Consider the following 11,366-nt stretch of genomic DNA (forward strand, 5'->3'; position numbering starts at 1 on the left):
ATCTGCAGGCCCGGCTCAGTGCTTGTCGGCGTGGCCGAACTCGTCGAGCGGGGTGTACTCGTTGCCGGTGCCGGCGTCGGAGTGAGCGTCGGCGGAAGTGCCCGTCGCGGAGTTCTTGTTGGCGATGTTGCGGTAGCTGAAGACGACGACGCCGAGCACGAAGAAGATGGCGCCGAACGTCAGAGCGATCACGGGCGCGGGGGCGAAGACGGGCGCGAGGGCCTCCTCGGCTGCCACGAGGCTGGTGGTGAGGGCCGTGATCATCATTCACTTCTCCAATTCAGTGCGGTGCAACAGGGGCAAGTCTAACCGCGGACCTGACCGGCTCCGCGCACGACCCACTTGCTGCTGGTCAGCTCGGGCAGGCCCATCGGCCCGCGGGCGTGCAGCTTCTGTGTCGAGATGCCGACCTCGGCGCCGAAGCCGAACTCGCCGCCGTCGGTGAAGCGGGTCGACGCGTTGACCATCACCACCGCCGAGTCGACCTCGGCGAGGAACCTCTCGGTGTTGCGGAGGTCGTTGGTGATGATCGACTCGGTGTGGTGCGTCGAGTAGCGCGCGATATGGTCCATGGCCGCGTCGAGGCCGTCGACCACGCGGACGGACAGGTCGAGCGACATGTACTCGGTCGCCCAGTCGTCGTCGGTCGCGGGCACTGCGTCGGCGAAGAGAGCGCGCGTGCGCTCGTCGCCGTGGATGGTCACGCCGGCGTCGCGCAGGTCGGAGAGCACCTGCGGCAGCAGCCGCTCGGCCGCGGCCTCGTGCACGAGGAGGGTCTCGAGCGCGTTGCAGACGCTCGGGCGCTGCACCTTGGCGTTGTGGACGATGTCGACGGCCCACTGGGCGTCGGCCGACTCGTCCAGGAAGACGTGGACCACTCCGGCGCCGGTCTCGATGACGGGCACCTTCGACTCGGCGACGACGGTCTCGATGAGCTGGGCGCTGCCGCGCGGGATGAGGACGTCGACATAGCCGCGGGCGCGCATCAGCTCGGTCGCGCCGGCCCGGCCGAGCTCGTCGATGGTCTGGACCGACTGGCGGGGCAGTCCCGCCGACTCGAGGGCGTCCTGGATGACGTCGACGAGAACGCGGTTGGTCTGCTCGGCGGCGCTGCCGCCGCGGAGGACGACGGCGTTGCCGCTCTTGAGGGCGAGCGACGCGATGTCGATCGTCACGTTGGGGCGCGCCTCGTAGATGGCGCCGACGACTCCGAAGGGCACGCGCACCTGGGTGAGCTGCAGGCCGTTCGGGAGGATCTTGCCACGCAGGGCCTCGCCGACGGGGTCGACGAGGGTGGCGATCAGCTCGGTGGCCTGGGCCAGTGCCTCGAGGCGCTTCTCGTCGAGCCGGAGCCGGTCTTGCAGCCCCTGGCTCATGCCGGTGTCGCGACCGCGAGCGATGTCGAGGTCGTTCGCAGCGATGATGCGGGGCGCCTGCGCACGGACGGCCGCGGCGATGGCGGCGAGCCCTCGGTTCTTCACGTCGGCCGTGGCTGTCGACAGCGTCCGGGCGGCGCCTCGGGCCGCCTCCAGGGTGGCGACCAGCGCGGGGTTCAGCGTCGACGAGGCGTCAGTGACCGGTGCGGAGGCTTCGGAGAGCGACATGAGCAGATCTTACTGCCGGGGGTCTATCCCCGCAGAGCGGACCGGGCGTCGAACCAGGTGCCGACGGCGGCACCGCGCAGGGCCTCCCGCACGAGCGGAGTGGACGTCACGAGCACGGGGATGCCCGCCTCGGTGGCCAGGCGCGCGGCAGCGACCTTGGTGCCCGCTCCCCCGGTTCCGACCCCGGCCGCTCCGGCCGAGCCGAAGGTGACGCCGGCGAGCTCGTCTCCGTGCGCGACGTCGACGATCCTGATGGCGCCGGCCTCGTGGGGTGGCTTCGTGTAGAGAGCGTCGACGTCCGAGAGCAGCACGAGCAGGTCGGCTTCGACGAGCGTCGACACGAGCGCGGCGAGGCGGTCGTTGTCGCCGAAGCGGATCTCATGCGTCGCGACGGTGTCGTTCTCGTTGACGATCGGGAGGATGCGCAGCTTGAGGAGCCGCTCCATGGCGCGCTGGGCGTTCGAGCGGTGGGTCGGGTTGTCGATGTCGCTCGCGGTCAGGAGCACCTGGCCGGCCACGATCGAGAACCGCCGCAGGCTCTCCTGGTAGCGGTAGATCAGGATGTTCTGGCCGACGGCCGCCGCCGCCTGCTGCGTGGCGAGGTCGGTCGGCCGCGAGTCGAGCCGCAGGTAGGGCATTCCGGTCGCGATCGCACCGGACGACACGAGGATCACCTCGGCGCCGCGGCCGTAGGCCTCGGCCAGGGCCTCGACCAGGGGGCCGATCTGGTCGGCGTTCTCACCGCTGATCGACGACGACCCGACCTTCACGACGACGCGACGGGCCCGCGGGATGTCACCACGCGTCCGGATCGGGCCGTGGCCGATCTCCGCGGATGCGGCGGCAGGCCTCGAGGTCTCGGCGTCGGTGCTGCTGGTCACGCTCGACCGTCGTCCTCTCGACCGGAGGTCGCGTCGACCGTGTCGTCGGCGGCGTCCGCGGACCCGTCGGCCGCGTCGACGGACTCGTCGTCGAACCCCTCCTCGCCGTGGCGGATGGCCGGGTCGACCTCGAAGCCGTCGTCGTCGGTCCAGAGCCCCGCGGCGCGCTCGCGCATCAGCTCCGCGCGGGCGTCGGCCTTCGCGTCCATGCGGGCGAAGTACTCCTCGCGGCGCTCGTTGCGGGTCTGGCGCGACGACTGGTGGAGGCGGGGATCGGTCCCGCGGGCTGCGGTCATCAGCTCGGCGGTCGACGTGAGCGTGGGCTCCCAGTCGAAGACGATGCCGCCGGCGCCGCCGATGACGACGGTCGAACCGGCCACGGCGCCGGCCTTGAACAGACGGTCCTCGACGCCGAGCTTGTTGAGGCGGTCGGCCAGGAAGCCCACGGCCTCCTCGTTGTTGAAGTCGGTCTGCATGACCCAGCGCTCGGGCTTGATGCCGCGGATGCGGTAGATGTTGCCGTACGAGCCGCCCTCGACGATGACCTCGAACTTCGACTCGTTGACCGCCCTGGGGCGGATGACGATGCGGGGGCGGGCCAGCTGCTCGGCGGCGCGTGCGGCGCGGTCGGCTTCGACGACCTCGGCCAGCGCGAACGACAGCTCGCGGAGTCCTTCGCGTGACACCGCGGAGATCTCGAAGACCCGGTAGCCCTGGCCCTCGAGATCGGCGCGGACGAAGTCGGCCAGCTCGCGGGCCTCGGGCACGTCGATCTTGTTCAGCACGACCATCTGGGCGCGCTCGAGAAGCGGTAGCTGCCCGGCGGGGACCTCGTAGGCGGCCAGCTCGCGCTTCAGGGTCTCGAGGTCGGTGAGCGGGTCGCGGCCGGGCTCGAGCGTGGCGCAGTCGAGCACGTGCAGCAGCGCCGAGCACCGCTCGACATGGCGCAGGAACTCGAGTCCGAGCCCCTTGCCCTCGCTCGCTCCCTCGATCAGGCCGGGGACGTCGGCGATCGTGTAGCGGGTGGCCGCCGACTCGACGACGCCGAGGTTCGGGTGCAGCGTGGTGAAGGGGTAGTCGGCGATCTTCGGCTTCGCGGCGCTCATGGCCGCCACGAGGCTCGACTTGCCGGCCGACGGGTAGCCGACGAGCGCGACGTCGGCGACGACCTTGAGCTCGAGCTGGACGTCGCCGCCCCAGCCGGGCGTCCCGAGGAGCGCGAAGCCGGGGGCCTTGCGCTTGGTCGACGAGAGGGCCGCGTTGCCGAGACCGCCGATGCCGCCCTCGGCCACGACGTAGCGGAGCCCCGCCTCGTTCATGTCGATGAGCTCGTTGCCGTCTTCGTCGGTCACGACGGTTCCGACCGGCACCTCGAGTTCGAGCTCTTCGCCGTTGTTGCCGGCCCGGTGGTCGCCCATGCCGGGGCCGCCGTTGGCGCTCGACCGGTGCGGGTTGCGGTGGAAGCCGAGCAGAGTGGTGACGTCGTTGGTCGAGACGAGGACGATATCGCCGCCGTGCCCGCCGGTGCCGCCGTCGGGGCCGGCCAGCGGCTTGAACTTCTCGCGCTTGACCGACACGCAGCCGTTCCCGCCGTTGCCCGCCTTGAGGTGGAGCGACACGTGGTCGACGAATGTGGCCATGGGGAGGTTTCTCAGTCTGTTGGAGTGATGCGAAAAGCAGAAGGATGGGCGAGCGAACACGCTGCCCATCCGTCTGCGGGTGCTGGCGCATGGACCCGGCTTGCGACGCCGGTCGACCGGAGCCTGTCGAAGGTCCGGCGCCGCATGCCGCGTCCGCGCGTCAGCGCGCTAGAGCGCAGTGATGTTGACGACCTTGCGGCCGCCCTTGGCGCCGAACTCGACGCTGCCTGCGGCGAGGGCGAAGAGGGTGTCGTCGCCGCCTCGGCCGACGTTCACGCCGGGGTGGAAGTGGGTGCCGCGCTGGCGGACGAGGATCTCGCCGGCCGAGACGACCTGGCCGCCGAAGCGCTTGACGCCGAGGCGCTGCGCGTTCGAGTCGCGGCCGTTACGGGTGGATGATGCGCCCTTTTTGTGTGCCATGAGTCAGCTCCCCGACTAGTTGGTGGTGATCGTGGTGATCTTGACGCGGGTCAGGTCGGCACGGAAGCCCATGCGACGCTTGTAGCCGGTCTTGTTCCTGTAGTTCTGGATCACGATCTTCGGGCCGCGGAGGTCGTTCAGGACCTCGCCCTCGACGGTGACCGTGCCGAGCTGGTCGCCCGAGAGGATGGTGTCGCCGTCGACGTGCAGGACGGGGACGAACGAGACGGTGTCGGACTCGGCGGCCTTGAGACGGTCGACGGTCAGAATCGTTCCGACCTCGACCTTCTCCTGACGGCCGCCGGCGCGCACGATTGCGAAAGCCATGGGTACTCCAAAGATGGGGGTGATGCCCGAAAGAGCGGGCTGGGGGCGGCGCCGCGAGCGCACACCAAAGATCTAGGCTACCGGCCCCCGTCAGGGCAGTCAAACGACTGAGGGTACGATGCCCGGGTGACCATCCTGATCGACCAGCCGATGTGGCCTGCCCACGGCACCCTGTGGTCGCACATCGTCAGCGACGCCTCGTACGACGAGCTGCACTCCTTCGCGCTCGCTCACGGCATCCCGCGGCGAGCCTTCGACCACGACCACTACGACGTCCCGGCCGACCGCTACGACGAGCTCGTCACCGCCGGCGCGACCGCGGTCGGCGGCAAGGAGCTCGCTGTGCGCCTGCAGGCGAGCGGCCTCCGCGTGCCGCAGTGGCGCAAACGGCAGCTCGGCCGAGCTCGCTAGACGCCTCGCGAGCCAGGAGCATCCGCGCTCTGCGGTCAGCGGTCAGCGCTCTTCGGGCGGCGCGAACCTCGACAGGTCGGGGGCGGGGTGCGCCGAGGGCGCGGGCGCGTCGACCGGGGCCTCGTCGAGCGAGGGCGCGGCGAAGAGGGGCACAACGACGGGCGCGGCCGCGGCCGACGCCGAGCCGGGCACGGGCGCAGGAACTCCGACCCCGGCCGCGGGTGCCCCGACGGTCTGCTCGTCGGGCAGTCCGGCGGCGGGCTCGGCCTCGGCCGCGAGTTCCTGCGCCCGCTGCCCTTCGAGGCTCTGCGAGTCGAGGGCTCGCTCGTCGAGGGCCTGCTGGTCGCGGGCCTGCTGGTCGCGGGCCTGCTCGTCGAGGCGCCCGCCCCACAGCCACGCGAGGACTGCTCCCCCGGCGAGCACGGCGGTGAGCTCGAGGCCCGACGACAGCGGCACGAACACGGAGTCGAGGACGACGGTCGAGGCGGTCCCCTCCGGCAGCGACGTCGCCAGGCCGACGACGGCGAGGACGACCGTGCCGCACCCTCCGGCTGCAACTGCGCGCACGAGCACGAGCGGGAGGCGGGCGGGGCGCGCGAACGGGTAGACGAAAGTCGCCGCGAGGAAGACGGCGATGTAGAACGGGAGGGGATCCAGGACGACTGCACCGAGGAAGAGCCCGATCGGCGACTCCTCGAAGCCGCTGGCATAGTACGACGGCTGGTACTGGACGGCGTTGCCGATGAGGTCGACGAAGGCCACGAGGAACCGCACCACGATCAGGACGCCCACGGCCACAGCCGCGGCCACGACGGTCTCTGCCGTGGCACCCCACTGCCGCACCCCCGGGCCGGACGGTGCACGCCGGCGCGCCCACGACCCGCGCGGACCGGTCGGCGCATGCGGAGCCCTGTGCTCGTCGTCGCTGTTGCTCACGCCTGTACTATCCCACCCCTGAACGGCTGAGGGGTCGCTCCCTGTCGTGCCAGGTGGGCCTGGCAGACAACGAGCGACCCCTCAGCGGCCTGGGTGGGGTGAGCTCAGATCAAGCCGTCGCCGTCGGCAGGAGCCGAGACGGTGCCGGAGCTCGAGGCGCGGCGCGAGCGGCTGCGGCCCTGGCCGGGCTGCTTCGGCTCGGGCAGCGCGCCCAGCACGGAGTCCAGGATCTGCTCGGCGTCGTGCGTCGAGATGCGGCGCGGGGCGCGCTCGACCTTGGCCAGCGGGATGTCGAGGATCGCGACCGTGGCGGCCTCGGGCTGGACGACCGTGGCCTGCGAACGACGCGAACCCGTGCTCGTGGGCTCGGGGGCGACGTCGGCCACCGGGGTCTCGGGCTGAGCGGCCTTTGCCTCGGCGACCTTATCGAACGGGGCGGACGCCGCGACGGGGAGGTCGATGACGGCCGGGGCCTCGACGGCGGCATCGGACTCGGGGGCCTGACCGCCTGCGGAGGCACGACGACCACGACCACGGCGCGAGCGGCCCGAGCCGGCGGAGGGAGCCTCGTCGGCCTCGGCCGCCGGAGCCTCGTTCACGGGCGCCTCGGCGACGATCGCGTCGATTGCGGCCTCGACGGCGGCTGCCGCCTCGGACACGCTCGTCGGAGCCTCGTCACCGTGCGGGACGGTCGAGGCGGCGATCTTGGCGAGGGCGTTCTTCACGTCGTCGGTGATGGCGTGGATGGTGCCGGTGGCCGGGTGAGCCTCCGAGCCGCCGCGGTTCTGCGGGCCCTTCGAGCCGGACGCGCTGCCGTTCGAGGCCTTGGCCCGACGACGCTCCTGCGAGCGCTGGCGGTTCTGCTGCTGCTGCTCCTGCGCCTGCTGGCGGTCGACGCCGATCTCCTGGAACGACTCCATGAGGCCGAGGCCGAGCTTCTTGCGCGTCATCTGCACGAGGCCGAGCGAGGTGACCTCGGCGACCTGGTGCTTGGTGCGGTCGCGGCTCAGGCACTCGATGAGGCGGCGGAGCACGAGGTCGCGGTTCGACTCGAGCACCATGTCGATGAAGTCGACGACGATGATGCCGCCGATGTCGCGGAGGCGGAGCTGGCGGACCAGCTCCTCGGCCGCCTCGATGTTGTTCTTGGTGACGGTCTCTTCGAGGTTGCCACCCGACCCGACGAACTTGCCGGTGTTGACGTCGACGACGGTCATGGCCTCGGTGCGGTCGATGACGAGGGATCCGCCCGAGGGCAGCCAGACCTTGCGGTCGAGCGCCTTGTCGATCTGCTCGTTGAGCCGGTACTCGTCGAACGAGTCCTTGTCGCCCTCGTACGCCTTGACGCGGTCGAGGAGGTCGGGCGCGACGGCCGTCAGGTAGGTCTCGATGGTCTCGCGCGCCTCGTCGCCGTCGATGACGAGCTCGTGGAAGTCCTCGTTGAAGACGTCGCGGACGATCTTGATCAGCAGGTCGGGCTCGGAGTGCAGGAGGTTCGGGGCGTTCCCGGCCTCGACCTTCTTCGAGATGTCGGCCCACTGGTTCAGGAGGCGCTTGACGTCGAGCGTCAGCTGCTCTTCGGTCGCGCCCTCGGCGGCTGTGCGCACGATGACGCCCGTGTTCTCGGGCAGGGCCTCCTTGAGAATCTTCTTGAGGCGGGCGCGCTCGGTGTCGGGCAGCTTGCGGCTGATGCCGTTCATCGAGCCGTTCGGCACGTAGACGAGGAAGCGCCCCGGCAGCGAGATCTGGCTCGTGAGACGGGCGCCCTTGTGGCCCACCGGGTCTTTGGTCACCTGCACGAGCACTCGGTCGCCGGGCTTGAGCGCGAGCTCGATGCGGCGGGGCTGGTTGCCGTGCTCGACGTTGTCCCAGTCGACCTCGCCCGAGTACAGGACGGCGTTGCGGCCCCGCCCGATGTCGACGAAGGCGGCCTCCATGCTCGGCAGGACGTTCTGCACACGGCCGAGGTAGACGTTGCCGATGAGCGAGACGTTCTGCGACTTGGCGACGTAGTGCTCCGCGAGGATGCCGTCCTCGAGCACGCCGATCTGGATGCTGTCGCCCTGCGAGCGGACGACCATCTTGCGGTCGACGCTCTCGCGGCGGGCGAGGAACTCGGCCTCCGTCACGACCGGACGGCGGCGGCCGGCGTCGCGGCCGTCGCGACGGCGCTGCTTCTTGGCCTCGAGGCGGGTGGAGCCCTTGACACGCTGCGGCTCGGTGATGAGCTCGGGCTCGGGACGCTCGCGCGGCTCCCGGCCGGCCCGCGAGCGGGTGCGGCTGGAGGTGACCTCGTCGGAGCCGTCGCCGGCCCCGCCGGTGCGGCCCCGCGAGCGACGGCGCGGGCCGCCCTGCTCGTAGTCGTCGTCCGGCTCGGGAAGCGCCGGCAGGGGCGAGATCTCGGGAGCATGGAAGAAGAGGCTCGTCGTGGTGAGCGGCGCCTCGAAGGGCGACGTCGAGGCCGGCGTCGAGACCGCCGGGACGACGGGCGACGAGTCGGCCTCGTCGCGCTCGATGGTCTCGGTGTCGATGAGGTGCTCGGGCGTCTGCGCGCCCTCGGTGTCGGTAGTCACTGCGGTTGCCTCCTGGGGCACGTGTGGAGCCGCGGCCGGGGCCGTGGCGGCCTCCAGGGCAGCGAATGATTCGGAAGCGGGCTGCGCGGGCGGCTGGGCCTGGCGCGACCGGAAGCCGGCGAACAAGCGGCTCCGCTTCTTGGGTGTGTTCTCTTTTTTGTCCACCATCGGTGGTGCAACTCCTCGCCCCGGGTCGCCTTCTCTAGTGCCGAAGGCGCCTTCGGGAATTCGTGTGCGCAGCGTCTGTGCGATGTCGATCGACCCCTGGTCGATGCGAGTCGCTCCCCTGCGAAATCTCGTCTGTCACGCGAGCCGCTCGGCCCGGTGGAAATCTGTGTGTCACTTCAGTACCGACTGCCACCGTTATCGGCGCCACGGTCGGAAACCTTCCCGGCTCTCACCCTGGGACTGTCCCGATTATCGCACGGAAGGCCTCCGGAGGCAGATTCGGCGCATGTCATAATCCCAGGGTGTCGTCACCAAGCCCTGCCCGCGTCCGTGTTCTGGCCCCGATCCTGCTGATCGTGGCCGGGCTGATCGGCTTCTTCGGCTCGTTCAAGCTGGTGGTCGAGAAGTACGAGCTGCTCGAGCACCCGAACCAGGCGCTCGGCTGCGACATCAACCCCTTCGTGTCGTGCTCGACGGTCATCGACTCGACGGTCTCGCACCTCTTCGGGTTCCCGAATCCGATCATCGGCGTCGCCGGCTTCATGATTCCGATCACCATCGGCGCCGCGATGCTGGCCGGCGCGACGTTCTCGCGCTGGTTCTGGAACGCGGCGAACGTCGGCTTCTTCCTGGCCTGGGCGTTCATCACGTTCCTGTTCACGCAGACCGTGTTCGTCATCGGCGCTCTGTGCCCCTGGTGCATGCTCGTCTGGTCGGCGACCATCCCGCTGTTCTGGATCTTCACGGTCTGGAACCTCGCGAACGGCCGGCTCACGAAGAACCAGCGTGTCCGGACCGCGATGCGCGCGTTCCTGCCGTTCTCCTGGGTGATCCCGCTGGTGAACTACGCGGTCATCGCGATCATCATCATCACGCACTTCCCGACGCTGCTCACGGTGCTCTTCTCCTAGTCGACATCGGCACTGAGGCGTTTGCCAGCGAATCCATCACCCGTCACCGTAGGGTCCTGCCCGAGCCGGCTCCGGGCTACGCTCGTTGCTGGACAGCCGACGAATTCCGCAGATCTGAGGACCAATGACCCCGCCCCCTGAAAACGGACCCACGAAGCGCGACCGCCGCGAAGACGCCCGCGAGAAGGCCCGCGTCGCCCGCGAGGCGGCCGCCCGCAAGCGCCGACGCAACCGCTTCTTCCTCGGAGGCGGCATCGGCCTGGGCGTGGTCGCCCTCGCGGTCATCGTGACGCTCGTCATCATGAACTCGATCACGCCGGCCGGCCCCGGCCCCAAGAACATGGCCTCCGGCGGCATCCTTCTGCAGGGCGACGCCAAGACCAGCGAGATCTCCGCGGTCACGACGAAGGCCGTCGCCGCCGGCGCATCCACCACGGCGACCGACCAGTCGAAGCTCAAAGACACAGTGAACATCACGGTGTACCTCGACTACCAGTGCCCGTACTGCAACCAGTTCGAGACGGCCAACGAGTCGCAGATCACGACCTGGCTCCAGAAGGGCGCCATCACCTACGAGGTCCACCCGATCTCGATCCTCGACGCCTCCTCGCTCGGCAACAGGTACGCGACCCGCGCGGCCAACGCCGCCATGTGCGTCGCCAACTACCAGCCCGACAAGTTCCTGGACGTCAACACGGCGCTCTACGCGAACCAGCCTGCGGAGCAGACGAAGGGCATGTCCGATACGAAGCTCAAGAGCATCATCAGCAAGGCCGGGGCGACAGCCTCGGGTATCTCGTCGTGCATCACCGATGAGTCGTTCAAGTCGTTCGTCAGTCAGCAGACGACAGACGCCCTGAGCAAGAAGCTGCCGAACTCGTCGATCGCGAAGCTCACCGGCACCCCGACGGTCATCGTCAACGGCGCCCAGTACTCGGGTTCGCTCACCGACGCCTCGACGTTCTCCTCGTTCGTCGCCAGTCAGGCCTCGACGAACTGAGTCGGGTGAAGCACGAGAAGGCCCCGCACCTCCGAGGAGGTGCGGGGCCTTCTGACGAGCGGGTGGCCTACGTGAACCAGAGGCCGAGCTCGCGCGTGGCCGACTCGACCGAGTCGCTGCCGTGCACGAGGTTCTGCTGCACCTTGAGGCCCCAGTCGCGGCCCAGGTCGCCGCGGATGGTGCCGGGCGCGGCCGTCGTCGGGTCGGTGGCGCCGGCGAGCGAGCGGAATCCGGCGATGACGCCGTTGCCCTCGATGCGGAGGGCGACGATCGGACCCGACTCCATGAACTCGACGAGCGGCTCGTAGAACGGCTTGCCGACATGCTCCTCGTAGTGCGCGGCGAGGAGCTCGCGATCGGCTTCGACGAGCTTGATGTCGACGAGGCCGTAGCCCTTCGCCTCGATGCGGCGGAGGATCTCGCCGGTCAGGTTGCGGGCTACTCCGTCGGGCTTGACGAGGACCAGGGTTTCTTCGAGATCGGACACGGTGGCTC

12 protein-coding genes are annotated in these 11,366 nt (G+C 69.9%); 3 read left to right on the plus strand and 9 right to left on the minus strand.

Going from position 1 to position 11,366, the window contains the following annotated elements:
* Nucleotides 1-15 precede the first annotated feature (15 nt).
* The 6 genes from EDF46_RS09425 to rplU form a co-directional block, all read right to left on the minus strand.
* On the minus strand, nt 16-267 hold the full coding sequence (locus EDF46_RS09425) for a hypothetical protein (RefSeq protein WP_123506049.1): 252 nt from the start codon (nt 265-267) through the stop codon (nt 16-18).
* Between the two features lie 38 nt (nt 268-305).
* The gene (locus tag EDF46_RS09430) at nt 306-1,604 is read right to left on the minus strand and encodes a glutamate-5-semialdehyde dehydrogenase (protein WP_123506050.1); all 1,299 of its coding nucleotides are present in this window, start codon (nt 1,602-1,604) and stop codon (nt 306-308) included.
* Between the two features lie 23 nt (nt 1,605-1,627).
* Nucleotides 1,628-2,416: a glutamate 5-kinase gene (gene proB, locus EDF46_RS09435; protein ID WP_123506509.1), complete on the minus strand. Its 789-nt coding sequence runs from the start codon at nt 2,414-2,416 to the stop codon at nt 1,628-1,630.
* 65 nt (nt 2,417-2,481) lie between these two features.
* Nucleotides 2,482-4,125, minus strand: coding sequence for a GTPase ObgE (obgE, locus tag EDF46_RS09440; RefSeq protein WP_123506051.1), 1,644 nt, complete (start codon nt 4,123-4,125; stop codon nt 2,482-2,484).
* Nucleotides 4,126-4,293: 168 nt separating this feature from the next.
* Nucleotides 4,294-4,545, minus strand: coding sequence for a 50S ribosomal protein L27 (gene rpmA, locus EDF46_RS09445; RefSeq protein ID WP_123506052.1), 252 nt, complete (start codon nt 4,543-4,545; stop codon nt 4,294-4,296).
* Nucleotides 4,546-4,560: 15 nt separating this feature from the next.
* Complete coding sequence (gene rplU / locus EDF46_RS09450) at nt 4,561-4,872, minus strand: 50S ribosomal protein L21 (protein ID WP_123504783.1); 312 nt, start codon at nt 4,870-4,872, stop codon at nt 4,561-4,563.
* A gap of 126 nt (nt 4,873-4,998) precedes the next feature.
* Here rplU and EDF46_RS09455 point away from each other — a divergent pair, with 126 nt between their 5' ends.
* Nucleotides 4,999-5,283 (plus strand): DUF4031 domain-containing protein, encoded by a 285-nt coding sequence (locus EDF46_RS09455; RefSeq protein WP_123506053.1) that lies wholly within the window; start codon nt 4,999-5,001, stop codon nt 5,281-5,283.
* A 42-nt stretch (nt 5,284-5,325) separates the two neighbouring features.
* Here the strand turns inward: EDF46_RS09455 and EDF46_RS09460 are convergent, their stop codons facing one another.
* Both EDF46_RS09460 and EDF46_RS09465 read right to left on the minus strand, forming a co-directional pair.
* A complete protein-coding gene (locus tag EDF46_RS09460) occupies nt 5,326-6,219 on the minus strand; it encodes a hypothetical protein (protein WP_148061185.1) in 894 nt (297 codons plus the stop codon).
* Nucleotides 6,220-6,323: 104 nt separating this feature from the next.
* A complete protein-coding gene (locus EDF46_RS09465; protein WP_123506055.1) occupies nt 6,324-8,960 on the minus strand; it encodes an Rne/Rng family ribonuclease in 2,637 nt (878 codons plus the stop codon).
* A 302-nt stretch (nt 8,961-9,262) separates the two neighbouring features.
* Here EDF46_RS09465 and EDF46_RS09470 point away from each other — a divergent pair, with 302 nt between their 5' ends.
* A complete protein-coding gene (locus EDF46_RS09470; protein ID WP_233579969.1) occupies nt 9,263-9,871 on the plus strand; it encodes a vitamin K epoxide reductase family protein in 609 nt (202 codons plus the stop codon).
* A 124-nt stretch (nt 9,872-9,995) separates the two neighbouring features.
* On the plus strand, nt 9,996-10,871 hold the full coding sequence (locus tag EDF46_RS09475) for a thioredoxin domain-containing protein (protein ID WP_123506056.1): 876 nt from the start codon (nt 9,996-9,998) through the stop codon (nt 10,869-10,871).
* Nucleotides 10,872-10,938: 67 nt separating this feature from the next.
* On the opposite strand, the gene ndk is transcribed toward EDF46_RS09475, so the two are convergent.
* Nucleotides 10,939-11,358, minus strand: coding sequence for a nucleoside-diphosphate kinase (gene ndk, locus EDF46_RS09480; RefSeq protein ID WP_123506057.1), 420 nt, complete (start codon nt 11,356-11,358; stop codon nt 10,939-10,941).
* Nucleotides 11,359-11,366: the final 8 nt, after the last annotated feature.

This window comes from Frondihabitans sp. PhB188 (assembly GCF_003752365.1).
GTDB lineage: Bacteria > Actinomycetota > Actinomycetes > Actinomycetales > Microbacteriaceae > Frondihabitans.

Coding starts and splice junctions, on each gene's coding strand:
- EDF46_RS09425 (WP_123506049.1), bottom strand. CDS start 267: ATGATGATCACGGCCCTCACCACCAGCCTCGTGGCAGCCGAGGAGGCC.
- EDF46_RS09430 (WP_123506050.1), bottom strand. CDS start 1,604: ATGTCGCTCTCCGAAGCCTCCGCACCGGTCACTGACGCCTCGTCGACG.
- obgE (WP_123506051.1), bottom strand. CDS start 4,125: ATGGCCACATTCGTCGACCACGTGTCGCTCCACCTCAAGGCGGGCAAC.
- rpmA (WP_123506052.1), bottom strand. CDS start 4,545: ATGGCACACAAAAAGGGCGCATCATCCACCCGTAACGGCCGCGACTCG.
- rplU (WP_123504783.1), bottom strand. CDS start 4,872: ATGGCTTTCGCAATCGTGCGCGCCGGCGGCCGTCAGGAGAAGGTCGAG.
- EDF46_RS09465 (WP_123506055.1), bottom strand. CDS start 8,960: ATGGTGGACAAAAAAGAGAACACACCCAAGAAGCGGAGCCGCTTGTTC.
- EDF46_RS09475 (WP_123506056.1), top strand. CDS start 9,996: ATGACCCCGCCCCCTGAAAACGGACCCACGAAGCGCGACCGCCGCGAA.